The organism is Nocardia sp. NPDC087230 (genome assembly GCF_044744725.1).
GTDB classification, from domain to species: domain Bacteria; phylum Actinomycetota; class Actinomycetes; order Mycobacteriales; family Mycobacteriaceae; genus Nocardia; species Nocardia canadensis.
The window spans coordinates 359,441-384,789 of sequence record NZ_JBIUYV010000002.1 but is presented as its reverse complement, the minus strand read 5'-3'; the positions used below and the strand labels follow the sequence as shown (position 1 = coordinate 384,789).

Annotated in this window: 23 protein-coding genes and 1 pseudogene; 11 read left to right on the top strand and 13 right to left on the bottom strand. The window is 69.3% G+C overall.

All coding sequences use genetic code 11. The features are described from left to right. Nucleotides 1-221: 221 nt before the first annotated feature. The 4 genes from ACIO52_RS07965 to ACIO52_RS07950 all read right to left on the bottom strand — a co-directional run bounded on the left by ACIO52_RS07965 (nucleotide 222) and on the right by ACIO52_RS07950 (nucleotide 3,364). Complete coding sequence (locus ACIO52_RS07965; protein ID WP_218718756.1) at nucleotides 222-446, bottom strand: DUF3073 domain-containing protein; 225 nt, start codon at nucleotides 444-446, stop codon at nucleotides 222-224. 175 nt (nucleotides 447-621) lie between these two features. Next, a complete protein-coding gene (locus ACIO52_RS07960; RefSeq protein WP_402642556.1) occupies nucleotides 622-1,572 on the bottom strand; it encodes an asparaginase in 951 nt (316 codons plus the stop codon). Beyond that, on the bottom strand, nucleotides 1,569-2,237 hold the full coding sequence (locus ACIO52_RS07955) for an MOSC domain-containing protein (RefSeq protein ID WP_402642553.1): 669 nt from the start codon (nucleotides 2,235-2,237) through the stop codon (nucleotides 1,569-1,571). The genes ACIO52_RS07960 and ACIO52_RS07955 overlap by 4 nt, the downstream gene beginning before the upstream one ends. An 11-nt stretch (nucleotides 2,238-2,248) precedes the next feature. Further along, complete coding sequence (locus ACIO52_RS07950) at nucleotides 2,249-3,364, bottom strand: folate-binding protein YgfZ (protein ID WP_374104864.1); 1,116 nt, start codon at nucleotides 3,362-3,364, stop codon at nucleotides 2,249-2,251. A 110-nt stretch (nucleotides 3,365-3,474) separates the two neighbouring features. Between ACIO52_RS07950 and ACIO52_RS07945 the strand changes: the two genes are divergently transcribed. From ACIO52_RS07945 to cydC, 5 genes and pseudogenes are all read left to right on the top strand, one after another. Further along, nucleotides 3,475-4,377 (top strand): aminodeoxychorismate lyase, encoded by a 903-nt coding sequence (locus tag ACIO52_RS07945; protein ID WP_218718760.1) that lies wholly within the window; start codon nucleotides 3,475-3,477, stop codon nucleotides 4,375-4,377. 177 nt (nucleotides 4,378-4,554) lie between these two features. Then, nucleotides 4,555-6,051 (top strand): cytochrome ubiquinol oxidase subunit I, encoded by a 1,497-nt coding sequence (locus ACIO52_RS07940; protein ID WP_218718761.1) that lies wholly within the window; start codon nucleotides 4,555-4,557, stop codon nucleotides 6,049-6,051. Nucleotides 6,052-6,060: 9 nt separating this feature from the next. Further along, the gene (gene cydB / locus ACIO52_RS07935) at nucleotides 6,061-7,089 is read left to right on the top strand and encodes a cytochrome d ubiquinol oxidase subunit II (RefSeq protein ID WP_218718762.1); all 1,029 of its coding nucleotides are present in this window, start codon (nucleotides 6,061-6,063) and stop codon (nucleotides 7,087-7,089) included. 3 nt (nucleotides 7,090-7,092) lie between these two features. After that, nucleotides 7,093-8,925 (top strand): annotated as a pseudogene (gene cydD / locus ACIO52_RS07930) (thiol reductant ABC exporter subunit CydD); the annotation flags it as partial. A 443-nt stretch (nucleotides 8,926-9,368) separates the two neighbouring features. Then, the gene (gene cydC / locus ACIO52_RS07925) at nucleotides 9,369-11,219 is read left to right on the top strand and encodes a thiol reductant ABC exporter subunit CydC (protein ID WP_402643539.1); all 1,851 of its coding nucleotides are present in this window, start codon (nucleotides 9,369-9,371) and stop codon (nucleotides 11,217-11,219) included. Between the two features lie 284 nt (nucleotides 11,220-11,503). Here cydC and ACIO52_RS07920 read toward each other — a convergent pair whose 3' ends face one another. From ACIO52_RS07920 to ACIO52_RS07895, 6 genes are all read right to left on the bottom strand, one after another. Beyond that, complete coding sequence (locus ACIO52_RS07920) at nucleotides 11,504-12,196, bottom strand: FABP family protein (RefSeq protein WP_218718765.1); 693 nt, start codon at nucleotides 12,194-12,196, stop codon at nucleotides 11,504-11,506. 257 nt (nucleotides 12,197-12,453) lie between these two features. Further along, nucleotides 12,454-12,759 (bottom strand): DUF1416 domain-containing protein, encoded by a 306-nt coding sequence (locus ACIO52_RS07915; RefSeq protein WP_022565856.1) that lies wholly within the window; start codon nucleotides 12,757-12,759, stop codon nucleotides 12,454-12,456. Nucleotides 12,760-12,763: 4 nt separating this feature from the next. Further along, nucleotides 12,764-13,597 (bottom strand): sulfurtransferase, encoded by an 834-nt coding sequence (locus ACIO52_RS07910; RefSeq protein ID WP_019044855.1) that lies wholly within the window; start codon nucleotides 13,595-13,597, stop codon nucleotides 12,764-12,766. A gap of 31 nt (nucleotides 13,598-13,628) precedes the next feature. Then, nucleotides 13,629-14,174, bottom strand: a complete 546-nt coding sequence (locus ACIO52_RS07905; RefSeq protein WP_255587837.1) for a DUF4395 domain-containing protein — start codon at nucleotides 14,172-14,174, stop codon at nucleotides 13,629-13,631. Between the two features lie 268 nt (nucleotides 14,175-14,442). Next, a complete protein-coding gene (locus tag ACIO52_RS07900) occupies nucleotides 14,443-14,877 on the bottom strand; it encodes a thioredoxin family protein (RefSeq protein ID WP_218718766.1) in 435 nt (144 codons plus the stop codon). Next, nucleotides 14,874-15,719, bottom strand: coding sequence for an LmeA family phospholipid-binding protein (locus ACIO52_RS07895; RefSeq protein WP_218718767.1), 846 nt, complete (start codon nucleotides 15,717-15,719; stop codon nucleotides 14,874-14,876). The genes ACIO52_RS07900 and ACIO52_RS07895 overlap by 4 nt, the downstream gene beginning before the upstream one ends. Nucleotides 15,720-15,903: 184 nt before the next feature. Between ACIO52_RS07895 and ACIO52_RS07890 the strand changes: the two genes are divergently transcribed. From ACIO52_RS07890 to pstB, 6 genes are all read left to right on the top strand, one after another. After that, nucleotides 15,904-16,665 (top strand): response regulator transcription factor, encoded by a 762-nt coding sequence (locus ACIO52_RS07890; RefSeq protein WP_218718768.1) that lies wholly within the window; start codon nucleotides 15,904-15,906, stop codon nucleotides 16,663-16,665. Between the two features lie 68 nt (nucleotides 16,666-16,733). Next, entirely contained in the window at nucleotides 16,734-17,642 is a 909-nt protein-coding gene (gene mshD, locus ACIO52_RS07885) for a mycothiol synthase (RefSeq protein WP_402642544.1), read from the top strand. Between the two features lie 294 nt (nucleotides 17,643-17,936). Beyond that, a complete protein-coding gene (pstS, locus tag ACIO52_RS07880) occupies nucleotides 17,937-19,046 on the top strand; it encodes a phosphate ABC transporter substrate-binding protein PstS (RefSeq protein WP_402642541.1) in 1,110 nt (369 codons plus the stop codon). 91 nt (nucleotides 19,047-19,137) lie between these two features. Continuing rightward, nucleotides 19,138-20,109: a phosphate ABC transporter permease subunit PstC gene (pstC, locus tag ACIO52_RS07875; RefSeq protein WP_255586525.1), complete on the top strand. Its 972-nt coding sequence runs from the start codon at nucleotides 19,138-19,140 to the stop codon at nucleotides 20,107-20,109. Continuing rightward, entirely contained in the window at nucleotides 20,109-21,014 is a 906-nt protein-coding gene (gene pstA, locus ACIO52_RS07870; protein ID WP_218715898.1) for a phosphate ABC transporter permease PstA, read from the top strand. The genes pstC and pstA overlap by 1 nt, the downstream gene beginning before the upstream one ends. A 19-nt stretch (nucleotides 21,015-21,033) precedes the next feature. After that, complete coding sequence (gene pstB / locus ACIO52_RS07865; RefSeq protein WP_218715899.1) at nucleotides 21,034-21,810, top strand: phosphate ABC transporter ATP-binding protein PstB; 777 nt, start codon at nucleotides 21,034-21,036, stop codon at nucleotides 21,808-21,810. 62 nt (nucleotides 21,811-21,872) lie between these two features. On the opposite strand, the gene phoU is transcribed toward pstB, so the two are convergent. The 3 genes from phoU to ACIO52_RS07850 all read right to left on the bottom strand — a co-directional run bounded on the left by phoU (nucleotide 21,873) and on the right by ACIO52_RS07850 (nucleotide 25,308). Then, nucleotides 21,873-22,535, bottom strand: coding sequence for a phosphate signaling complex protein PhoU (phoU, locus tag ACIO52_RS07860; protein ID WP_218715900.1), 663 nt, complete (start codon nucleotides 22,533-22,535; stop codon nucleotides 21,873-21,875). Nucleotides 22,536-22,756: 221 nt separating this feature from the next. Next, entirely contained in the window at nucleotides 22,757-22,984 is a 228-nt protein-coding gene (locus ACIO52_RS07855; RefSeq protein ID WP_218715901.1) for a hypothetical protein, read from the bottom strand. A 251-nt stretch (nucleotides 22,985-23,235) separates the two neighbouring features. After that, complete coding sequence (locus ACIO52_RS07850; RefSeq protein WP_316573440.1) at nucleotides 23,236-25,308, bottom strand: LCP family protein; 2,073 nt, start codon at nucleotides 25,306-25,308, stop codon at nucleotides 23,236-23,238. Nucleotides 25,309-25,349 lie beyond the last annotated feature (41 nt).

Genomic DNA, 25,349 nt, shown 5'->3' with positions numbered 1-25,349 from the left:
TGTTCGCCGTAGGAACGGCTATCCCTCACGAGTGGGGTAGGTGCCCGTCGGCTCGGGGCGGTCGGGGTCCCGAGGCGGCGAACACGACGAGCGTCCTGTGTGTGCACAGGACGCTCGTCGTCTATTCGGATGTTCGCCGTACTGCTGCGAGCCTGGGTCGCTGCCGGAACAACGGTTGAAGGGGGAGGCCGCGTGGCCTCCCCCTTTTCACCGGCGTTCGATCAGCGACGCCAGCTGTCGTAGTCGTCGTCCTCGTTGTTCCAACGGGACGGCGAATCGTCTGCGTCGTGCTCATCGGAAAGTACGCCGCCACTCCTTGGTTGGGAGTGGAGCGGAGTGCTATCCGACAGCTCGCGCTGAAGGCTCGCGAAGTCGGTCGGCGCGGAGCTGTACTTGAGCTCACGTGCGACTTTGGTCTGCTTTGCCTTAGCCCGGCCACGGCCCATGGCTGACCCCCTCGCGTCACTGCGGGGCGGCCTGGGGTTTGTTGGCGGCCCCGTTCGAATTAATACTCTTCCTGACAGACACTTTAGCGTGTGTTAGACGGTCGCGCTCCCAGGAGTGGGTGAAGAACTGCCGAACCGCCGCCGTTTGCCCCTTCTTCGCCCAGACCGCCTGGTCTCAGAGCACGCCCGGGATCGCGCGGATGACGCCGACTCTGGCGTCGCCGCCGAGCACCGCGGTGGCCGCGAGCTCGGTGTGCTGGTCGGTCCAGTCGACCCCGAGTCTGCGCAGAATCGCCAGCGTCAGCGGCATCCGGGCCCGGTCGTGACCGTCGTCGATCTTGTACGCGAAGGCCCTGCCGTCGGGCAGCGCGCCGGCGTGCACACCGTCGGCGCCGATCTTGCAGAACAGGCCGGGGGTGGCCGCCATGGCCAGCAGGTCCGGGCCCTTCGTGCCCGAAATCACTCGCGGATTCGCCCGAACGGCATCGGCGATCCGGCGCGGCGCGGTACCGGGCTCGGCCGTGGTGAAGCCGGCGAACGCGCGCGCGAGATTGATCAGCGAGACGGGCACGATCGGCAGGCCGCAGCCGTCGATGCCCAGGTCGGTCTCCGGTTCGCCGGTGACGTCGGCGACGGTGGTGAGCACGGCCTGCTGCAACGGGTGCTCGACCTCGAGATACCCGGTGCGCGGCCAGTCGTTGATCACGCAGGTGGCCAGCATCGCCGCGTGTTTGCCCGAGCAGTTCATGTACAGCGGGCTCGGACCCGAGCCGGTGAGCGCGGCGGCGCGGGCCCGTTCCTCGAAGGGCAGGTCGGGCGGGCAGGCGAGGTCGGACGGGGTGAAGCCGTAGCGGTCGAGCAGCCTGCGGACCAGGACGATGTGGTCGGGCTCGCCGAAATGGGAGGCGGTGGCCACGGCCAGCTCGGCGTCGTCGACGGGGTCGAAACCGTTGCGCAGCAGGGTCAACGCCTGCATCGGCTTGTTGGTCGAGCGGGGGAAGATCGGGCCGTGCACCTCGCCGAGTTCGAGCGTCGGCGTGCCGTCGGCGTCGAGCACGACCACCGACCCGCGGTGCACGCACTCCCGGAAGCCCGAGCGGACCACCTCGACCAGTTCCACGCTCATGGGCTGACCTCCACGGTGACGCCGGCCCGGGTTCGGGTGTGCCGGTCGATCTGCATGCGGACATCGTCGGAGATGGTCGGCTCCTCGGTGCGCAGGCGCTCCAGCAGGGCGGGGTCGGCGCCGGTGAACAGATCGCGCACGGTGATGCCGTGGCCGGGCACCGCGACCACGCGGACCTCGTCACCCGCGCCGATCGTGCCCTCGGTGAGGACCCGGAAGTAGGCGCCGGTATCGGACTGGAGCGTGAAGCGCTTGACCCACTGCCGCTCACCTGCCCACTGCTGGAAGGTCGAGCACGGGACGCGCGGGGCGCTGACCTCGAGCAGGGTGTCGCCGATGGCCAGGTGCGCGCCGAGCACCGCGTCGCTGATCGGGAGCCCGCTCAGCCGCAGGTTCTCGCCGAACCAGCCCGCGGGGAGCTCGCGGTCGAGTTCGCTCGCCCAGCGGCGGGCGTCCTCGTCGGCGTAGGCGTAGACGGCCTGGTGCACGCCGCCGTGGTTGACGGTGTCGCAGACGTGGTCGCCGGCCAAGCCCAGCACGCCGACCACGACCCGCCCGTCGACCGGGCGCTTGTCGATCGCGGTGCGGCCGACGCGGGTACGCACCTCGAGTTCGGCGTGCACGACGCACACGGCCTCGACCCGGCCGGTGTCACCGACACGCATGAGCTCGCGGCTCATCGCCCGCGCAGCCGGTCGACAGCGGCCCGGCCCGCCTGCACGACATCGTCGGCGGGGATCGAGTCGGGGTCGATGGCGGCGGCCATGGAGCCGACCACCAGTTCGGTGCCCGCGGGGACCGACCGTTTGATCAGCGCCAGCGCGATCGGGCCGAGTTCGTAGTGGTCGACGACCGTGCCGAGCCTGCCGACCGTGCGGCCACCCGCGGTGACGTCGTCGCCGACGGCGGGGCGTTCGTCGGCGGAACCGTCCAGGTGCAACAGCACCAGGTTGCGCGGCGGCTTGCCCAGATTGTGCACCCGGGCGACCGTCTCCTGGCCGCGGTAGCAGCCCTTGTTCAGGTGCACCGCGCCGTGCTCGTCGACGCCGCCGATCCAGCGGGCCTCGTGCGGGATGGTGCGCTCGTCGGTGTCGACGCCGATCCGGGGCCGCAGCTCGGCCACCCGCAGGGCCTCGAACGCCCACATCCCCGCGGGCTCGGCCCCGGCTTGGGTGAGCTTGGTCCACCAGGTGGTGAGCTCGGCGCGGGGGACGACGAGATCGAAGGAATCGGCGCTCGGCCACGGCATGCGGCGCAGGAAACCGCCGCCCGGCAGGGCGACGGCGGCGTACACCTCGGGCAGCGCCTCGACACCGAGCGCGTCGAGCAGCGTCGCGACGCGGGGACCGAGCAGGCTCAGCACGGCGTAGTCGGGCGCGGCCTCGGGCTTGGCGTCGGCCCAGAAGACCATCTTCTGGAGGAACGACAGCAGGTCGGCGCCGCGCTCGGCCTCGGTGTCGAGCCAGACGGTGCCGTCGAGATCGGTGAGTACGAAGTGGTGCAGCACCCGGCCGTTGAGGTCGAGGTCCAGATTCTCGGCGCTGTGCCCGTCGGGCAGCGCGGCGATGTGCTGGCTGGTGATGGTGTGCAGCCAGCTCAGGCGCTCGGCGCCGGTGATCCTGGCGACGCTGCGATGCGAGCGATCGACCACCGCGACCCGCTGCGCGGCGGCCTTCTGTTCGCCGAACGGATCGCCGTAATGCCAGGCGACGGCGGCGTCCGGGGAACCCGGAGCGCCCGCGACGGCACCCGGAGTGTGGAGAACAGGACTGGGGGCGACAACCACCGACACATCGACCACTGTAGGCGCGTCTACCGACACACGCCGCAGCCGGGCGTCCGAGCATGCCCCAATGTGCGCAGCCGTAGGCATAACGGACCGATAACGCCTACGCTCGTCACATGGGAGAACGGGTTCTTGTGACACTCGACGGCGCGGTCGCTGATGCGGACGCGCCGTCGCTTTATGCCGACGACATCGGCGCACTGCGCGGCGATGGCGTCTTCGAAACTATTTTGGTGCGCGGCGGCACGGCGACCGCGCTGGAATTCCACTTGGCCAGGCTGCGGCGGTCGGCGCAGGCGCTGGATCTGCCGGAGCCGGGGCTGTCGAAATGGCGCTCCGCGGTGGAGGTCGCGGTCAAGGAATGGGGCTCCGAGGAAGAGGGCATGCTGCGGCTCATCTACACCCGCGGCCGCGACTCGGAATACGACGCGCCGACCGGCCTGACCTCGACCGACCCCAAGCCCACCGCGTACGTGCTCGTCTCCCCGGTACCGGCCCGCGTCGCGACCGCCCGCGCCGAAGGCGTCAAGGTGATGTCGCTGGCCCGTGGCATCTCGGTCGACCTCGCCCAGGCGGCGCCGTGGCAGCTGCTCGGCGCGAAGACGCTGTCCTACGCGACCAATATGGCCGCGCTGCGCTTCGCCCGCCGGATGGGCGCCGAGGACGTGATCTTCCACAGCACCGAGCACCGCGTGCTCGAGGGCCCGCGCTCGACTGTGGTGATCGCCCGTGACAAGCAGCTCATCACCCCGCCGGCCAAGAGCGGAGTGCTGCCCGGGGTCACGCAGCGTTCGCTGTTCGCGGTCGCGGAGAAGCAGGGCTGGGAGTGCAAGTACCAGTCGCTGTTCACCGCCGACCTGTTCGACTGCGACAGCATCTGGCTGCTGTCGAGCATCACGCTGGCCGCGCGGGTGAACCAGCTAGACGGCGTACGCATGTCGGCACCGGACAATGCGCAGGAAATCATCGATATGGTGGATCTGGGGATCGAACGGCCGGGGACCATCGGCGACTGGTGAGTCGTGTGAGGGGCACGGGTGGGCGTGCCCCTGCGGCGCCGGGATCGCCCGGTCGGACCGCGTATATCCAATCGTGCAGCAATTTTCCGGCGTGTCGTGGCGGTTGTCACGCTCACCAGCGGTAGATCCAGGCGTACGATCTACTACGACTTGTCGTAGTAGAAGCTGGAGGGTCGGATGGACATTGTGGACGTCTCCCGGTGGCAATTCGGTATCACCACCGTCTATCACTTCATCTTCGTTCCGCTGACCATCGGCCTCGCGCCGTTGATCGCCATGATGCAGACCGCCTGGGTGATCACCGGCAAGGAACACTGGTACCGGCTCACGAAGTTCTTCGGCAAACTGTTCCTGATCAACTTCGCCATCGGTGTCGCGACCGGCATCGTCCAGGAATTCCAGTTCGGCATGAACTGGAGCGAGTACTCCCGCTTCATCGGCGACATCTTCGGCGCGCCACTGGCGCTGGAAGCGCTCATCGCCTTCTTCATGGAGTCGACGTTCATCGGCCTGTGGATCTTCGGCTGGACCCGGCTCCCGAAACTGGTGCACCTGGCGACCATCTGGATCGTCGCCTTCGGTGTGAACGCCTCGGCCTACTTCATCGTCGCCGCGAACTCGTTCATGCAGCACCCGGTCGGCGCGCGCTACAACCCCGAGACCAAACGCGCTGAGCTGGAAAGCATCTGGGCGCTGCTCACCAACAACACGACGCTGGCCGCGTTCCCGCACGTCGTCGCGGGCGCGTTCCTCACCGCGGGCACCTTCGTCGCCGGGATCGCCGGCTGGTGGATGGTGCGCAACGCGCGCAGCGGCGACCCGGCGAAACTCGAGGACGCGCGCACCATGTGGCGGCCGGTGGGGCGGGCCTCGCTGGTGGTCGTCGCGCTGGCCGGTGTCGCGGTGATCTTCACCGGCGACATCCAGGGCAAGCTGATGTTCCAACAGCAGCCGATGAAGATGGCCTCGGCGGAATCGCTGTGCCACACCCAGACCGACCCCGACTTCTCCATCCTGACCGTCGGCACCCACAACAACTGCGACAGTGTCACCCACGTGCTCGAGGTGCCCTACGTGCTGCCGTACCTGGCCGAGGGCCAGTTCACCGACGTCACCCTCGACGGCGTCGTCGACCTCCAGCAGACCTACACCGTCAAGTACGGTCCCGGCGACTACCGGCCGAACCTGTTCGTCACCTACTGGTCCTTCCGCGCCATGATCGGCCTGGCCGCCGGTTCGGTGCTGCTGCTGCTCGTCGGCTTCTGGGTGACCCGCGGCGGCCGGGTGCCCGACCAACGCTGGTTCTCCTGGCTGAGCCTGATCGCGATTCCCACGCCCTTCCTGGCCAACAGCGCGGGCTGGGTGTTCACCGAGATGGGCCGTCAGCCGTGGGCGGTGGTGCCCAACCCGACCGGCGACCCGAACATCCGGATGACGGTGCAGCAGGCCGTCTCCGACCACGCCCCGGCGACGGTGATCTTCTCGCTGATCGTGTTCACCCTGCTCTACGGCGTGCTGGCGGTGGTGTGGTTCTACCTGATCCGCCGGTACACGATCGCCGGGCCGGACGAGCCGACGCCGCCGACCCCGGGCGACGGGCCCGACGGCCCGGACACCGGCAGGCATCGCAAACCGGAAGAACCTGCCGTCGAGCAACTTTCCTTCGCTTACTAGGAGCCGGTGATGGATCTGCAGCAATTCTGGTTCGTCCTGATCGGCGTGCTCTTCACCGGCTACTTCGTGCTGGAGGGCTTCGACTTCGGCGTCGGCATGCTGATGCCGATCATCGGCAAGGGCTCCGATGCCCGCAGGCGCGTGGTGCTCAACACCATCGGTCCCGTGTGGGACGCCAACGAGGTGTGGCTGATCACCGCGGGCGGCGCGATGTTCGCGGCGTTCCCCGAGTGGTACGCAAGCATGTTCTCCGGGTTCTACCTGGCGCTGTTGCTGCTGCTGGTCGCGCTGATCCTGCGGATCTGCGCGATCGAGTACCGCGCCAAGATCAACGATCCGAAGTGGCGGACCTGGTGCGACATCGGCATCGGGATCGGCTCCTGGATCCCGGCGCTGGCCTGGGGCTGGGTGTTCGCGAACCTGGTGCGCGGCGTGCCGCTGAACGACAAGCGCCAGATCGTCGGTTCGGTCTGGGACCTGCTCAGCCCGTACGCCCTGCTCGGCGGCCTGGCGACCGGCATCCTGTTCGCGCTGCACGGCGCGGTGTTCCTGGTCCTCAAGACCGGCGGCGAGGTCCGCGACGACGCGCAGCGCATCGTCCGGCTGCTGCTGGTGCCGACCGCGGTGATCGTCGGCGCGTTCGGGCTGTGGACCCAGCTCGCCTACGGCGCCGGCTGGACCTGGGCGGCGCTGGGCGCGGCCGTGCTCGGCCTGGTGCTCGCCGGCGCGGCGAACGTGGCCGGGCGCGACGGCTGGGCCTTCGTGGGCACCACGCTCACCGTGGCCTCGGCGACCGTGCTCATCGTCGGCTCGATGTACCCGAACGTGTTGCCCTCGACCATCAGCCCGCTGTACGACCTGAACATCTACAACGCCTCCTCCAGCGCCTACACGCTGAAGGTGATGAGCTGGGCCGCCGTGCTGGCCACCCCGGTGGTGCTGGTCTACCAGGGCTGGACGTACTGGGTGTTCCGCAAGCGGCTGACCGTCGAGCAGATTCCGGCGCCGACCGGGCTGCCGCTGAGCAGCAAGGACTGAGCGATGGCACGGGCGGACGCGGCCGGGTCGGCCGCAGCGCGCGAGAGCGCAGGCCGTCGTCCGCCCGTCGACCCGCGGCTGTGGCGCTACGCCCGCTCGGTGCGGCCGCACCTGGTGGTGTCGGTGCTGCTCGCGCTGGTCATCACGGCCACGATCGTGGCGATGGCGGTGCTGCTCGGCCGGGTGCTCGCGGGGGTGATCACCGATCCCGGCAAGCGTGAGTTCGCCGCGTGGACGGGCGAATTGCTCGGCCTCGTGGTCGCGATCGCGGTGCGCACGGCGGCGAGCTGGTGGCAGGCGCGGCTGGCGCATCGGGCAGGCGCCACGGTGGTCGCCGAGCTCGAGTCGGCGGTGCTGCGGGCCGGAGCCGAGCTGCCGCCCCGCGAACTCGACGCCCGCCGGACCGAGATCGCGGTGGTCGTCGGCAACGGGCTCAGCGGGTTGCGCGGCTGGTTCACCGGTTATCTGCCCGCCCTGCTGCTGGCCTGCCTGGTGCCGCCGATCGTGGTGGTGGTCATCGCCTTCCACGATCCGACCTCGGCGCTCATCGCCATCATCACGGTGCCGCTGATCCCGCTGTTCATGATTCTCATCGGCTTGCTCACCCAGGGCCGTGCCGAGGCGACCCTCGCCGCGACCACGCGCCTGTCCGACCAGCTCCTCGATCTGTTCGCCGGGATGCCGACGCTGCGCGCCCTCGGCCGTGAGGGACCCGACGGGCCGAGCATGGTGCATCAGGTCCGGGCACTGGGGGATTCGCTGCGCCGGCGGACCATGCGGGCGCTGCGGATCGCCTTCCTGTCCTCGATGGTGCTGGAATCGCTGGCGACCCTGAGCGTCGCCCTGATCGCCGTCGCCATCGGTCTGCGGCTGGTCTACGGCGAGATGACGTTGTACGCCGGGCTCGTCGCGCTGATCCTCGCGCCGGAGGTGTACTGGCCGCTGCGGCAGGTGGGGGAGAAGTTCCACGCGGCGCAGGACGGGATGGCGGCGGCGGACAAGGCCTTCGCGGTGCTGGCGAATTCGGCTCCTGGGCACACGGATTCGATGGACTCCCGGTCCGGCGGGGCGGTTCCCGGCGCCCGCGCGATCGGTGGGGCCGAAGACGCCGTCGCGGGTGAACCCGGGATAGACGTCGAGGGCGCCGAAGCGATCGAGCCCGGGGGCGATGCTGGGCCTGCCGACGGCAGGGGTTCGCGAATCACGGTGCGCGGGTTGACCATCGCCGCGCGATCCGGGAACGCGCCGGATCGCCTGACCGCTGAACTGGCCCCGGGCCTGGTCACCGTGCTCACCGGACCGAACGGGTGCGGCAAATCGACCACGCTGCAAGCGATTCTGGGCCTGATCTCGCCCGAGGCGGGCGCGATCCTCGTCGACGGCGCCGACGTCCGCACCCTCGACCCGGACAGCTGGTGGGCCCGCATCGCCTGGCTGCCCCAGCGTCCGGTGCTGGTCCCGGGCACCCTGCGCGAGAACATCGCACTGCTCGGCGCGCACTCCGCCACCGACCTCGACGAGATCAGCGCCGCGACGGGATTCGACGCGGTGCTCGACGAACTCCCCGACCGCTGGGATACCAGGGTCGGCCAGGGCGGCCTCGGCCTGTCCCTCGGCCAGCGCCAACGCCTCGCCCTCACCCGCGTGCTGGCCGCCCGCCGCCCCATCCTCCTGCTCGACGAACCCACCGCACACCTCGACTCCCACAGCGAACAGCGGGTGCTGGCCACCCTGCGCACCCTCGCCGCCGCGGGCGCGACCGTCGTCGTCATCGGTCATCGCCCGACCGTGCTGGCCGCCGCCGACGTCGTCGTGGAGGTGGAGGGAAGCAGCGCGCCCGGCGCAGGCGCCTCCGACGACCCCGGTCCGCCGGCTGTGCCCGGCACCAGCACGTCGCCCGATACCTTGCCGGACAACGGCATCGACAGCGAGCGCACCGACCGCGACCACGGCGCCCGGCCGACCGATGTCGGCGCGGAGTCGCGCGGCGAAGTCGCGGATGGTGGACGGGTGGCAGCGGACACAGAGCGTGTGTTGCCGGACAGTCCGGCGGACACCATCGGTGAATGCGGTGAGGCCGCGTGGAGCGACAGCGCCGCAACCTGCGGGTGCGGCGCGGTCGGTGCCGAAGGGGGATCGGGCGGTGAAGCGGGCTCGAAGGGCCGAGGCCGGGGCGGTGCGGTGGTTCGTGGGGTGGCGGGGGTGTCGGTGTCATGAGTGGAATCGGTGCGGTGCGTGGGGGTTCCGGGCGCGGGTCGCTGGTGCGGGATCTGCGGGAGATGTGGCAGTTGCTGGCGCTGTCGCCGTGGCGGGTCGTGGTGGCGATCGCCTGGGGTGTGGCGGCGCTGGGCAGCGGGCTCGCGCTGGCCGCGCTGGCGGCCTGGTTGATCGCGCGGGCCTGGCAGATGCCGCCGGTGCTGTATCTGAGCGTGGCGGTGGTCGCGGTTCGGGCACTGGGGATCTCGCGCGGGCTGTGCCGCTACCTGGAGCGGCTGGCCAGCCATGATGTGGCGCTGCGGGCGATGACCTTGGCGCGGACCACGGTGTATCGCACACTCGCCCACGCGGATCTCTGGTGGTGGGGTGGGGCATCGGCCGATCGTCCGGAGATGACGGGGTCGGGCCGACGGACCGACCTGCGGGCGACAGCGGGCACAGGCCGTGATCAATGGGAGCGCGCAGGCGATCTGACAGAACCCTCGGACCGGAGTGGCGACTTGGGGGAGTCTGCGGGCGGGAGCGGCGATCGGGGTGCGATTTCGGGTGGGGGCGGGGATCTGCGGGAGATGCGACGGGGTGATCTGCTCGTGCGGATCGGTGCCGATATCGATGATCTCGGTGCGGTCGTGGTGCGGGTGCTGGTCCCGGTCGCCGTCGCGGCGGTGTTGTCGATCGCGGCGGTGGTGCTGATCGCGTTCATCTCCGTGCCCGCGGCGGGGATTCTGGCTGTCGCCCTTGCTGTTTCGGGGATGCTCGCACCGTGGCTCGCGGGGGTGGCGGCGCGGGAGGCCGAGCAGGCGGTGCGGGCCGATCGCGCGGCGTTCACGGCGGAGGCGGTCACCGTGCTCGACCACGCCGCCGAACTGCGGGTGGCGGGCAAGCTCGATGCCGCACTCGCGCAGGCGGACACGGCGACCGAGCGCGCGGTGCGGGCGGAGGACACCGCGGCGGCGCACAGCGCGTGGGCGGCCGCGGCCACTCCGCTGTCGATCGGCGTCAGCGCGCTCGGCGCCCTGCTGGTCGGCATCGCGGCCTACGGGCCCACCGGCGGACTCCCCGGCGGCATGACCCCGATGGCCCTCACCATCCTGGTCCTCGTCCCTCTCTCGGCCTTCGAAGCCGTCGGCGCCCTCCCCACCGCCGCGACTACCCTGACCACCTCCCGCGCCGCCCTCCACCGCCTCCGTGCCGCCGAGAGGGCCACGATCACCGACGCACCGCTCTCACCCGCCCGCACCGCGACGACGTCCCACGCGGCCGAGGCGACCGGCACGGCCGGGCACAGCGCCGTGGCCCGCACCGAAGCGGACTCGCAGCGAGGAGCCGTCGAGGAATTGTCCTCGTCGTGGATTCCGCTGCCGGAGGGCCGTCGGATCGTCGTCGTCGGGCCGAGCGGGGCGGGCAAGACGACCTTGCTCATGGCGTGGGCCGGCCTGTTCGACACCCCGCGCGAGGGCGTCACCTTCTTCGCCGAGGACGCCCACCTGTTCGGCACCTCGATCCTGGAGAACCTGCGTGTCGCCAAGGGTGATCTGACGGAGACCGACGCCGAGGCCGCGTTGCGCGCCGTCGGACTCGGTGCCTGGCTGGCATCGCTGCCCGAGGGGGTACACACCGGGCTCACGGCCGGGGCGGCCACGGTCTCGGGCGGCCAGCGCCGCCGCCTGCTGCTCGCCCGCGCGCTGGTCGCCCCGGCACGCACCCTGCTGCTCGACGAGCCCACCGAACACCTGGCCGCCGCCGAGGGGGAACAGCTGCTGCTGGACCTGCTCGACGCGGACAGCGGACTGGTCGCCCCGGATCGGACGGTCGTTGTCGTCACCCACCAGCTCCCGGCTTACCACCGGGCCGACACGGTCGTCACCGTCGACGCGACCGGCGCCTGCCACGTCGTCCACCCCGCGCGCTGACCGGCATCCGCCCAGCTCAGAGCCGCGAGAAAATCAATTGCCGACCTCGCGCCGCACCGATAGATTCATCGGTACACAAGAGAGGAGGTGGTCTGAAGAATGTATGTTCATCGGATGCGTGAGGTGGCTGCCCGCTAGCAGCTCCACTGCGGGAGATTCCCCAGCGGTGCGCTGAGCGAATCCCAGGCAGTCACCCGGCCCCCGAGCCCCCGGCCTATCCAACCGGGACCGCCGTGTTCTCGAACGCGGCGGAATGGCTCGGGGGTCGCTCCATTTGAGATCTGTCAGCCGATGTAGCGCTGCAAGCGGGCCGAGAGCCGGGGCTCGAGGGCGCCGTCGGCGTCGACTCGTTCCTCCACATAGGCCAGGTCACCGCCGTCGACGATGCCGTAGAGGCGCTTGGCGCCGCCGACGACCGCGCCGGACTGGCTGCGGATCACCACATCGGTGGCCAGCTCCCAGGAGGACTGGGTGCGGGCGGTGCCGTAGAACAGCTCGACGATGCCGTTGCTGTGGGTGAGCAGGAGTTCGAGCATCTCGTCGTCGCCCTCGGTGCCGACGCGCCAGAAGCCGCTCTCACGCAGATCGGGGCGTTCGAAGTTGCCCTCGCCGTCGAGCTTCCAGGTCTGCGACTCCCAGACCAGGTAGTCGCCGCCGTCGTGCGAGACGACGATCTGCTGGCCGAAGCGGTAGTCGCCGTCGGCGGAGTGGTTGCCCTCGCCCTCGCCGCGCCACACGCCGACCAGCGGCAGCAACGCCAGCATGGCGTGGTTCAGATCGGGACCCTCGCGCAGATTCGCGGTGTCCTCGGGCAGGGGAAGACCCGGCAGGACCGAAATGTTCCGGACGCCGGTCTCTTTCGCCCGTTCGGCGGCGACGTTGACTGCCTCGTCACCGCTGCGACGCTCGGCCGGAGCGCCTTGCTCTGTGCTCGCTCGCTCGGCCGGATCGGAACCTTCGCTCGCGAGCCCGCTCATGACGCTGCTCCCATGGAGTCCTGAGCGGCGGCCTGCGTGGTTACGCTGCGCTGCCGCCTCCGGCCGCTGACGCTCATGACTCGGTGAAGAGCCGGTAGAAGACGTACAGGCCGAACCAGCCGATGAGGATCGACACGGCGATGAGGAGAATCTCGAAGAAGAGGACCACGAATCGGAGTCTAGCGAGTCCGGTGAGCGGACACGAAAACGGCCCTGGTAGTTCCCGCACAGGAACTACCAGGGCCGTTGTGAGGTTCTTACTTCGCGACCTCGACGTCCACCGAGTGGATGCCCGCGCCCTCGGGGCGGACCTCGGCCGAGCCGTTGCCCGACGAGGACAGCGCGCGCAGGGTCCACGAACCCGGCGCGGCGAAGAAGCGGAAGTCACCGGTGCCGGAGGCCACGACCTCGGCGGTGAAGTCACCGTTGCCGTCGAGCAGACGCACGAACGCGCCGCCCACCGGCTGACCGTCGGCGCTCAGGACACGGCCGGTGATGACCGTCTCCTTCTCCACGTCGACGCCGGCCGGGATGGCCTGACCCTGGGTAGGTGCTGCACACATAGATTTACGCTCCCAACTCGATAGGTGCACCGACGAGCGAACCGTATTCGGTCCAGCTGCCGTCGTAGTTCTTGACGTTCTGGTGGCCGAGCAGCTCCTGCAGCACGAACCAGGTGTGCGAGGAGCGCTCACCGATGCGGCAGTAGGCGATGGTCTCCTTCTCGCCGTCCAGGCCCGCGTCCTTGTACAGCTCGGCGAGCTCGGCGTCGGAACGGAAGGTGCCGTCCTCGTTGGCCGCCTTGCTCCACGGCACGTTGATCGCGCCGGGGATGTGGCCGGGACGCTGGCTCTGCTCCTGCGGCAGGTGCGCGGGAGCCAGGATCTTGCCGGAGAACTCGTCGGGCGAACGCACGTCGACCAGGTTCTTGGTGCCGATGGCGGCGATGACCTCGTCGCGGAACGCGCGGATCGAGGTGTCGGGGGCGGCGGCCTTGTACTGGGTGGCCGGGCGCGAGACCGCGTCACGCGAGAGCGGGCGACCGTCGAGCTCCCACTTCTTGCGGCCGCCGTCGAGCAGCTTGACGTCGTTGTGGCCGTACAGCTTGAAGTACCAGTAGGCGTACGCCGCGAACCAGTTGTTGTTGCCGCCGTACAGGACGACGGTGTCGTCGTTGGCGATGCCGCGCGCGGAGAGCAGGTCGGAGAACTGCTCCTGGTTCACGAAGTCGCGACGAACCTGATCCTGCAGGTCGGTCTTCCAGTCCAGCCGGACGGCGCCCTCGATGTGGCCACCCTCGTAGGCGGAGGTGTCCTCGTCGACCTCGACGAAGACGACGCCGGGGGCGTTGAGGTTCTCTTCGGCCCAGTCAACGGAGACCAGGACATCGGAGCGAGCCATGTTGTTCCTTTCAGAGATGACTTGCAGGGGTTCAGTTCGATGCCGGGCCGGCGGAACTGGCGTCAGGCCCGGAGGAGGCAGCCTGCGTAACCACGGAGGGCCAGCCAGTTTCGCCGGACGATGCAGTGGACCGGCGGAAGCGGGCCACCAGGGGGTAGATCTGGCAGCCCAGGCAAACCCCGAACGCCGCGTTCAGGAACGCCGCGAACAGAGCGAAGCCGGCGAATACCGCGCCGACGATCGGGGAGCCGAGCACGAAGCCCAGCAGGGAGAGACCGGCGAACGCGAAGCCGAGCAGCTGCGCGAAACGCAGCGGCGGCACGGGCTCGGTCTCGGTGGTCGGACCGTTGCGCGGCGCGATCAGCGCGGCGTAGATCCGGCCGTAGGGGTGCTTGGCGGGGCCGCCGGAGGCGCCGATCGCGAACACCACGGCCTGCAGGCCGATCAGGATCGCGGCGGCGGTGGTCGAGAAGGCGGCGGTGACGAGCACCAGCACCAGCACGCCGGTGGTGATCCAGGCCACGAAGCGCGGCCCGCGAACATCGACGCGAGGTGGGGATTCAAGGGAAGTGGTCATCGTGCGAACTCCTGCGCTGAGTTGAGTCAGTGGGAACTGCAGTTCGCCGGGGGATCGTGTCGATCACTCGCGCGGCGGACAGAGGTCGGCGTCAGGAATCTCGGGAGAGAAGCCGACCGTTCAGCGGCACAGGCAGCAACAACCACCGAGCCGACACAGATCAACTGTGCGGCGTCGGGTGAGCATCAGCTCGTGGTCGGATTGCACGGGGAGTAGTTTACCCGGTCTCGTCGGGAAATGTCCCGGCCCCCCGGAACAGGGGGCCAGATCACACTGTCAGCGGTTCCAGCGCGGTGCGCAGATCGCCCGCCTTCGGCACGCCTGAGATGCGAAAACGCTCCTTGCCCTCGGCGTCGAAGACGAAGGTCGTCGGCAGCGACAGGACGTTGAGTTCCCTTGCCAGCGCGGGGTCGGCGTCGATGTCGATCTCGATGTCGCGCGGGGCGTTCGGAGAATCGGACAGGTCGGCGGTCACGCCGGCGACCACGCGGCGAACCGCGTCGCAGGGGCCACACCAGTCGGCCGAGAAGTGCAGCACCGCGGGGGTCGCCCCGGTGACGCCCGCCGCGTCCAGCAGGCGAGCGCGCTGGGCGGTCTCCGGGTCGAGGGTGGCCGGGCGGACCCGGCCCTGGTTGCGCCGCAGCAGCAGGCCGACCGCGACAGCGGCCAGCACGACGGCGGCGAGGATGGCTAGTTCGATCATGGTTGTAGCAATCGGTCCAGGTCGATGGTCAGGGAGCGGCCGACACCGTAGACGATGATCTGACCACCCTTGGCCTCCACTTCGGTGGGGGCGATGCCGAACGGCAATTCCTTGGTATCGATGGTACGGCTGAAGCGCTCGAGCACCGCGGGCTTGTCGACGTCGAGGATGTCGGTCTTGGTGGTCGAGACCGGCGTATCCGCGGTGGCGGAGCGGTCCTTGTAGAAGCGGGTGGCCTGGATGCGGATCTTGTCCCCGTCCAGCATCAGATCGGCTTCGACCTGTACTTCGACCCGAGTCGTGTTGTTGCCCGGGGTGACGCCCGGCGCGAGCACGCGGCCGTTGGCCGCCACCGGAAGTGTGCCCTTGAGCACATGGGCGCCCGCGGTGGTCAGGCCGGAACCGCCCGAACCGCCGGTGCCGTCGGCCTTGTCGGCGGGCGGGCCGAGGACCTGCAGATCGGGGATGCCGAACAGGCGGCCGAGCTCGGTCGGCTCGATCGCCATCTGGGCCTCGACCCGGTCGACCTGTACCGCGCGCGCCGTGCCGTCGAGCAGCTCGCTCGCCGAGGCGTGCAGTCCGTAGAGATTGGCCTCCAGAGCGATCTCGCCCGGAATATCTGGGCGCATGCTGCGGGCGCGGACCAGGACGTCGTCGTAGCGCCCCGACACCGCCTGGGCGATGAAGGGGAATCCCTTGATGGTCACTTCGGGGTCGGCCGACAGATCGGCTCCGGCCCGCAGTTGCCGCGACACGTGGTACTCGGTGTAGGCGGCGGCGCCGAAATCGATCACCACCGCCACCCCGGCCAGGCACAGCAGCCCGATGATCAGCTTGCGCATGCGAGCCAGCCTATCCGGCGCTACGGTTCGGGCGAAGCGCGCGCCGACGCGTTACCTCGCGGCCACCATGTTGCGAGGTCATGGCCGCGCACGCGCTAATGTTGCAGACGACTTACCTGTGTTTCGGCGACGTAGCTACGCGGCTGCTGTCGTCCGCGGAGCCACGAGATAGGAGGAGAGCCCGGTGGAGCTGCTCCTACTGACCTCCGACCCCAACCCCGATGCGGTGTTGCCGTCGTTGTCGCTGCTGGCGCACAACGTGCGGCCCGCGCCGACCGAGGTGTCGTCCCTGCTGGAGGCGGGCAGCGCGGATGTCGCGCTGGTCGACGCCAGAACCGACCTCGCCGCGGCCCGTGGACTGTGCAGGCTGCTCGGCAGCACCGGATCCTCGGTGCCGGTCGTCGCGGTGCTGACCGAGGGCGGTCTGGTGGCCGTCAACGCGGACTGGGGCCTGGACGACATCCTGCTGCCCGGCACCGGTCCCGCCGAGCTGGACGCGCGGCTGCGGCTGCTGGTCGGCCGCAACGGTGGGGTGGCCAGCCCCGAGAACACGGGCAAGATCACCCTGGGTGAGCTGGTGATCGACGAGGGCACCTACACCGCGCGGCTGCGTGGTCGCCCGCTCGACCTCACCTACAAGGAATTCGAACTGCTCAAGTACCTCGCCCAGCACGCGGGCCGGGTCTTCACCCGGGCCCAGCTGCTGCAGGAGGTGTGGGGCTACGACTTCTTCGGCGGCACCCGCACCGTCGACGTGCACGTGCGGCGCCTGCGCGCCAAGTTGGGCAGCGAGTACGAATCGCTGATCGGCACCGTGCGCAATGTCGGCTACAAGGCGGTGCGCCCGGCCAGGACCCCCGCGGCCAAGGGCGAGGTGGTGAGTTTCCCGGACGAGGACATCGACGGCGACGACTCACTGGCCCCGCTCAACGGCACCGCGCAGTAGTCGCGCCGAGCAGCGCCAGGACGGCGCGGCGCGGCATCGGCCCGTCGCGCACAGCGAGGAGGACGTCGATGCCGCACACAGCAACCCTGACCTGGACCGAACGGGTCGAGCCGGGGAGCGTGCCGCTGGTGCGTGAGCTGCTGGCCAGGGCGAAGGCCGCCGATGGCGTCGCACCGGTGTCGGAACAGGCGGTGCTTTCTCTCGCCGAGGCCGATCCGGCGACCAGGCATCTGCTGGCCGAACGCGCGGGCGAGATCGTCGGCTACGCCAATCTCGTTGCGGCACATGACGAACACCCCGCGATGGCCGAGATCGCGGTCGACCCGGCCGCGCGCGGCGCCGGCGTCGGCACCGCACTCGTGCGCGCCGCGCTGGCCGAGGGCGGCGCCGGCGCGCGGGTGTGGGCGCACGGCGACCTGCCCGCCGCCAAGGCGCTCGCGGCCGGCCTCGGACTGGCCACGGCGCGGGAGCTGTGGCAGATGCGCCGCTCGCTGGCAACGCCGGAGCTACCGGAACTGGTGGTGCCGGACGGGCTGGTCCTGCGCACCTACACCGGCCCCGCCGACGACGCCGAACTGCTGCGCGTCAACAACGCCGCCTTCGCCTGGCACCCCGAGCAGGGCGGCTGGACCGAGCGCGACATCGCCGCCCGCCGCGCCGAATCCTGGTTCGACCCGGCCGGGCTGTTCCTGGCCTTCGACGCCGCCGACCCGGACCGCCTGCTCGGCTTCCACTGGACCAAGGTGCATCCCGACGCCGCCCCGGCGGGCGAGGTCTATGTCGTCGGCATCGATCCGGCCGCGCAGGGGCGTGGCCTGGGCCGACTGCTGACTCTGGCCGGTCTGCGGCACCTGCGCGCGGAAGGGCTGGCCGAGGTGCTGCTCTACACCGAGGCCGACAACACCGCCGCCGTGCACACCTACACCCGCCTCGGGTTCGCGCCGGCGCATATCGACGTCGCCTACTCGGTCGTCTGACCGACTGCGAGGCACCTCACAGTCGCGGTGAATTCTTCGGCGCCGCTGAATAGTGCGCGGCTGACCGGGTACGCGCGAGTAAAACTGGGGCAAACGTCACATTCCTCGCCCTAATCGCGCCGGGCTGTTCATTTTGCGTTAACCCACGTCGGGCCAACTGTCAACCGGGCGACCTTAGGTTACTTCTGGGCGGCACAGTCGTCGCCTGGTGCGCGCGTTTCCCGCGATCCGCACCGCCCAACTCGCCCGGGCCGGTGAGGGACCGAGCGAGTCGTCAGCAATGTCGGAGGAAGAGTGAACTTCAAGCGCACCAGTGCCCTGGTCGGCGTCGTCGCCGTGGGCGCCATGACCCTGGCCGCCTGTGGCAGCGATGAGAACACCAACGGTGCCGGTACCGATGCCAACACCAGCGTTGCCTGCGGTGGCAAGAAGGCGCTCAAGGCGTCGGGCGCTTCCTCGCAGAAGAACGCCATGGAGCGTTTCGTCGCGGCCTACGAGGCCAACTGCGACGGCTACACCCTGAACTACACCTCCAGCGGCTCCGGCGCGGGCGTGAACGAGTTCCTCGGCAGCCAGACCGATTTCGGTGGCTCCGACTCGCCGCTGAGCTCGAAGAAGGAAGAGCCGGCCAAGGCGCAGGAGCGGTGCGGCGCCCCGGCGTGGAACCTGCCGACCGTCTTCGGCCCGATCGCCATCACCTACAACATCGACGGCGTGACCGACCTGGTCCTCGACGGCCCGACCGCCGCCAAGGTGTTCAACGGCTCCGTCGCCACCTGGGATGCCCCCGAGATCAAGGCGCTCAACCCCAACGCCAAGCTGCCCTCGGAGAAGATCGCCGTGATCTTCCGCTCCGACGAGTCGGGCACCACCGACAACTTCCAGCTCTACCTCGACGCGGCCTCCGACGGCGCGTGGGGCAAGGGTGGCGGCAAGACCTTCAACGGCGGTGTCGGCGAAGGCGCCAAGGGCAACGAGGGCACCTCGGCCGCGATCAAGAACACCAAGAACTCGATCACCTACAACGAGTGGTCCTTCGCCAAGGCGCAGGGCCTGTCGATCGCGCAGATCATCACCTCGGCCTCCAAGGACCCGGTCAAGCTGTCCGCCGAGTCGGCCGGTAAGTCGATCGACGGCGTGAAGATCAAGGGCGAGGGCAACGACCTGGTGCTCGACACCAGCTCGTTCTACAAGCCGACCGCCGCGGGCTCCTACCCGATCATGATGGCGACCTACGAGATCGTGTGCTCGAAGTACGCCGACGCCGACACCAGCAAGGCCGTCAAGGCGTTCCTGACCTCGGTCGTCACCAACGGTCAGGCCGGTCTGGCCGACGCGGGCTACGTGCCGCTGCCGGACGCCTTCAAGACCAAGCTGACCACCGCGATCAACGCCATCTCCTGATCGCTTCCTGGCCATGACCATGCACCCTGAGGTGACCGCCGTGGGCTCGTCGAATTCGACGGGCCCACGGGCGGCCGGAGATACTGCGAATATGCCGACCGAACCGAAAATCGACAAGGCCCCTGAGTCGGGTCGCGTAGGCCGTCTGAACGCCGAGACGATCTTCCGGTGGCTGGCCACCGCAGCTGGTGCGACCATCGTCGCGGCCATCGCGCTGATCGCCCTGTTCCTGCTGATCCGCGCGGTGCCCTCGGTCAGGGCCGACGAAGTCAACTTCTTCACCAGCACCGAGTTCGCCACCAACGATGCCAACCACCTGCGCTTCGGCATCCGCGATCTGTTCATGGTGACGGTGCTGAGCTCGGTCTTCGCGCTCATCGTCGCGGTGCCGATCGGCGTCGGTATCGCGCTGTTCCTGACGCACTACGCGCCGTCGCGACTCGGCAGGCCGTTCACGATGCTGATCGACCTGCTCGCCGCGGTGCCGTCCATCGTGTTCGGTCTCTGGGGCTTCCTGGTGCTGGCGCCGCAGATCGCGCCGGTCCAGCAGTTCCTCAACGACAAGCTGGGCTGGTTCTTCCTGTTCTCCGACGGCAACGTCTCGATCGGCGGCGGTGGCACCATCTTCACCGCCGGTGTCGTGCTCGCGGTGATGATCCTGCCGATCATCACCTCCGTCGCCCGCGAGGTGTTCGCGCTGACCCCGCGCGCTCACATCGAGGCCGCGCAGGCGCTCGGCGCCACCAAGTGGGAAGTCGTGCGGATGACCGTGCTGCCCTACGGCCGCAGCGGCGTGATCGCCGGTTCCATGCTCGGCCTCGGCCGCGCGCTCGGCGAGACCATCGCGGTCCTGGTCGTGCTGCGCACCGCGAGCCAGGCCGGTGAGTGGTCGCTGTTCGACGGCGGCTACACCTTCGCCTCCAAGATCGCCTCCGCGGCCTCGGAGTTCAGCTCGCCGCTGCCGACCGGCGCCTACATCGCCGCCGGCTTCGTCCTCTTCGCGCTGACCTTCGTCGTCAACGCGCTGGCCCGCCTCGCTTCCGGCGGAAAGGTGAACGGCTGATGACCAGCACAACGACCCTCGACAAGCCGGTCAAAGCGCCCACGTTCCGCCACGTCAGCACCGGCAGGCGGATCAAGAACAACATCGCGACCGGCCTGGTCACGCTGTGCTTCGTGATCGCGCTGATCCCGCTGGTGTGGGTGCTCGGCCTGGTGGTCACCAAGGGCATCACCGCGATCCTGTCCGCCGATTGGTGGATGAACTCGCAGAAGGGCATCCTGCCGGATCAGACCGGCGGCGGTGTCTACCACGCGATCTACGGCACCATCGTGCAGTCCGCGGTGGCCTCGATCATCGCGGTGCCGCTGGGCATCATGGCCGCGGTCTACCTGGTCGAATACGGTCGCGGCCGGCTCGCCAAGGTCACCACCTTCATGGTCGACATCCTCGCCGGTGTGCCCTCGATCGTCGCCGCGCTGTTCATCTTCGCGCTCTGGATCGCCACCTTCGGCATGCCGCAGAGCTCCTTCGCCGTCTCGCTGGCGCTGGTGCTGCTGATGCTGCCGGTCGTCGTGCGCAGCACCGAGGAAATGCTCAAGCTGGTGCCCGACGAGCTGCGTGAGGCGTCCTACGCGCTCGGTGTGCCGAAGTGGAAGACCATCCTGCGGATCGTCATCCCCACCGCGGCGCCCGGCATGATCTCCGGCATCCTGCTGGCCCTGGCTCGCGTCATGGGTGAGACCGCGCCGGTGCTCGTGCTGGTCGGCTACAGCAAGTCGATCAACCAGAACATCTTCGACGGCAACATGGCCTCGTTGCCGCTGCTGATCTACCAAGAGCTGGCCAACCCGGAGGCCGCCGGTCGCGAACGTGTCTGGGGTGCGGCGCTCACGCTCATCCTGATGATCGCGGCGCTGTACCTGGCCGCCGCCGGCGTCAACAAGCTGCTCACCCGGAACCGATAGAAGCGAACGGATAACTCAGATGGCCAAGCGGATCGACGTCAAAGATCTCAACATCTACTACGGCGCCTTCCACGCTGTGTCGAGCGTGGAGCTGACCGTGCTGCCCCGCAGCGTCACCGCCTTCATCGGTCCCTCCGGTTGTGGCAAGTCGACCGTGCTGCGTTCGCTGAACCGGATGCACGAGGTGACCCCGAACGCCCGCGTCGAGGGCGCGGTGCTGCTCGACGGCGAGGACATCTACGGCGCCAACATCGACCCGGTCGGCGTGCGCCGCACCATCGGCATGGTGTTCCAGCGCCCGAACCCGTTCCCCACCATGTCCATTCGCGACAACGTGGTGGCGGGTCTGAAGCTGCAGGGCGTGCGCAACAAGAAGGAACTCGACGAGGTCGCCGAGCGCTCGCTGCGCGGCGCCAACCTCTGGAACGAGGTCAAGGACCGGCTCGACAAGCCGGGCGGCGGCCTCTCCGGTGGTCAGCAGCAGCGTCTGTGCATCGCCCGCGCGATCGCGGTCTCGCCCGACGTGCTGCTGATGGACGAGCCCTGTTCGGCGCTGGACCCGATCTCCACCCTGGCGATCGAGGACCTGATCACCGAGCTGAAGAAGGAATTCACCATCGTCATCGTCACCCACAACATGCAGCAGGCCGCGCGGGTGAGTGACCAGACCGGCTTCTTCAACCTCGAGGCCCAGGGCAAGCCCGGCAAGCTGATCGAGATCGACGACACCGAGAAGATCTTCTCCAACCCCACCCAGCGCGCCACGGAGGACTACATCTCCGGCCGCTTCGGCTAGACACCACCACGAGAAAGCCCCCGCCTCCGATCGGAGTGCGGGGGCTTTCTCGTTGCCGTGTCCTAGCTTTCGAGATCCTCGTCGCCGGGCAGGACGCCGGTCACCAGGAAGATGACGCGGCGGCCGATCTCGACGGCGTGGTCGGCGAAGCGCTCGTAGTAGCGGCCGAGCAGGGTGACGTCGACGGCCGAGGCGACGCCGTACTTCCACTCCCGGTCCATCAGCAGGGTGAACAGGTGGCGGTGGAGATCGTCCATCGCCTCGTCATCCTGGTTGAGCTGGGCGGCGCGCTCGGGATCGCGGGTCTCGAGCACCTCCTTGGCGCCCGCGCCCATGTTGACCGCGATCCGGCCCATCTCGGCGAAGTAGCCGTTGACCGACTCGGGCAGGGCGTGGTTGGGATGGCGACGCCGGGTCACCTTGGCCACGTGCAATGCCAGCGCGCCCATCCGGTTGACGTCGGCGACGATCTGGATGGCGCTCACCACCTGGCGCAGGTCGCCCGCGACGGGGGCCTGCAGCGCGAGCAGGGCGAAGGCCTTCTCCTCGGCCTCGGTGATCATCACCGAGATCCGGTCCTGCTCACCGATGACCTGCTCGGCCAGGGCGAGGTCGGCCTGCAGCAGCGACTGGGTGGCCTGTTCCATCGCCTGGCCAGCGAGACCGGCCATCTCGCCCAGAAGATTGGCGAGATCGGCCATTTGCTCGTTGTAGATGACACGCATGATTGCAGACCCTAGTGGGTACCCTCGGCGCTGTCACCCAACGGCGGGTTAATGCCGTGTGGCAGTGTCGTGCCAGCTCAGCGGGGTTTGCTACGTAAAGGTCTCGTCGGCAGCGGATCGGCCCCCATGCGGCGCTGCGGTTCTCTTTCGGACCGCGGGTAGGTCACCCGGCCGGCCGACAGCCTCCGCTGAGGCCGCCCGGGAACCCGTCGCCGTCCGAACTAGCGGGTGATGATCCAGTATCCACTCGGCGTTTGCGCGCAGTAGTACGTGAACGGCGGGGCGTCGTAGGTGCCGTTTTGGGTCTTGGCCCGGATCGCGGCCCAGCATTCGTCCGAGGACGCGTAGAGTCCGTCCATTTCGACTGCGGTCGCGACTCCTGGGAACAGGGTCGTGATCCCCACAGCGGCTGCCCCGATAACGAGGGCGGCCGAAATCGTCTTCTTCATAGCTTTCTCCCCACAGTCGACAGCACGGCCCGATTGAGTCGGAGACTCAATTCCCTTCCGCGCCAATGGTGTTCGGTTGATCTACACACTTGGACGCGAGGGAAAGCCACCCGGTTCCATGGTGTGACATACACCACAAAATGTCACGACGAGGTGGGCAGCGCTCGATGGGGAATGGATCTTGCCCGTAGCGACCTGATCAGACGCCCGGCACCCGACGCTGGGGTGGTGGCGGATGGCTGCGTGGCGGGTCAGTCGCAGCTGGTGTCGGCCGCGTTCATGTGCTCGAGGTCGGACGGGAGGGCCACCGGTGCGGCCGCGATCGCTTTGCCGGTCTCCACGTTGGGGATTTCGGTACCGACCGCGGTGGGGGTACGGACCTGTCCGGCGAAGCTCGAGCCCAGGATGACCTCGACGATCCCGTCCAGGGTGTCGTCGCGTTCGATGACCGCGCCGGGGATCGAACTGGCCACAGTCGCGGCCGCCGCCTCGTTGCCCATCGAGTAGTGCACCACCGTCGACTCGCTGCCGTCGGGGTAGTTCCCGACGCTGTAGATCCCGAAACCCATCGTGCTGAGCTTGTTGGCGGCCTGCTGTGCGACGCCGGTGCGGCCGGTTCCGTTGGATACCCGAACCGACACCGACCCAGGGCTGACGGCCTGCACCTTGGGCGCCTGCGTCGGCGGCGGTTCGGCCGAGCTCGTGACCGGCGGGGCGGTCTCTTCCCCGGGCAGCGGCTGGTCGTCGATGATCGCGCGGAAGATCGCCTTGATATCGGACTCGCGCGGAATCTCGTTGCCGTACGAGGTGGTCCCTGCGGTCGGCGCGGTAATGAACGTCACCGCACCGGCATTGACCTTCTGCAGCGATCGGCCGAGCAGCATCAGGTCCTGGGTGCCGACGCCGTCGACGAACGTGTGCTGCCGGAACGCTTCGACGAAGCCTTGCAGCTTGCCCGGGTCGAGCAGCACCTTGCTCGACAACGCCCCGCGGAGCAGGGCGGCCAGGAACTGCTGTTGCCGGTGGATCCGGTCGTAGTCGCTGCGCTCCTCGCCGACGACATGGCGTGCGCGCACGTAGTTGAGTGCGGTCTCACCGTTGACGCGCTGCTTGCCCGAAGTCTCCAGGACCGTGCCGAGTACGCCGTCGATGATCGGCTTGGTGGAGCAGACCTCGACGCCGTCGACCTGGTCGACCATTGCCTGGAATCCGGCGAAGTCGATGCCGATGAAGTGGCCGATACTCAGACCCGACATCTTGCGCACCACGTCGACCAGGCAGCGGGGGCCGCCGAGCGCGTAGACGGCATTGAGCTTGTCGCCCATCGCCAAGGGGAACTTCTGATCGGTGTAGGCGGCCTTCTCGTTGTCCCAGCCCGCGCACTGCGGCCGGGTGACGTCGAGGTCACGAGGGAAGGAGACAACGACGACACGCGAACGGTTCTTCGGGATGTGCACCAGCATGACCGTGTCGGCGCGCGCGCCCTCGGCGTCGTCGGTGGTGCCCGCGCCCAGGTCGGCGTTGACGCCCGCCCTGGTGTCGGTGCCGACGATCAGATAGTTCTCGTCACCGAGCTGCATGTCGCCGTCGAGCACGTCCTCGGTGGCGCCGTCGAGTGCCGAGACCTGGGTGAAGCTGTTGTTGGTGGCACGCAGGTAGCTCCAGCCGCCACCGGTGACGACCAGTGCCAGCACCGCGAAGAAGGTGCACGCGACCCGGCCCGCCATCCGCGCCTGCTTGCCGCGGCGGCCGTCGGCGTCGGGGCGGCGCGGCGGTGCGGCGCCCGCCGCGGACTTGACCGGCCGGGCGCGCTGCGGCGGCTCGGCGGAGACCGCGGGCAGGATGTCGGTGGCCGGGTCGCCGATCGGATCGTGGGTCCGGCGGGGCGGGGTCGGCTTGCGCGGTGCGCGGCCCGCCTCGGGGGTCTGGGCGGGCAGTGCGGTGGTCGCGGTGCGGTCGGCGGGGGATTCGGCGCGATGGGGGGCGCCCACGATGTCGTCGACGACGGGCGAGCTGTCGGCGCGCGGGGATAGATCGGGGCGCTGGGTGGGCCGGGGCGCCTGCTCGCGAGCGCGGCGGCCCGCACGCGAACCCTCGGCCTCGGGGGCGGCGTTGCGCCTGCCGCGCCGGGTTCGTTCGCTGTCGACCCGGTCGACGAGGTCCTGCACCGTCAGTGGGGCCGCACCGGGGTCCTGGGTCGCGTCCGCGTGCCGGGAACGTCGCGCGCCCGGCTCCGGCTGCTCGGTGGGTTCGGCCGTCGGATAGCGCTCCCAGGGGGCGCGACTTCCGGGCCGGGGCGTTCGCCCACGCCGATCGTCACCCACCAACGAACCTCACTTCTCTAGCTGCCGCAGCATGCGCGTCA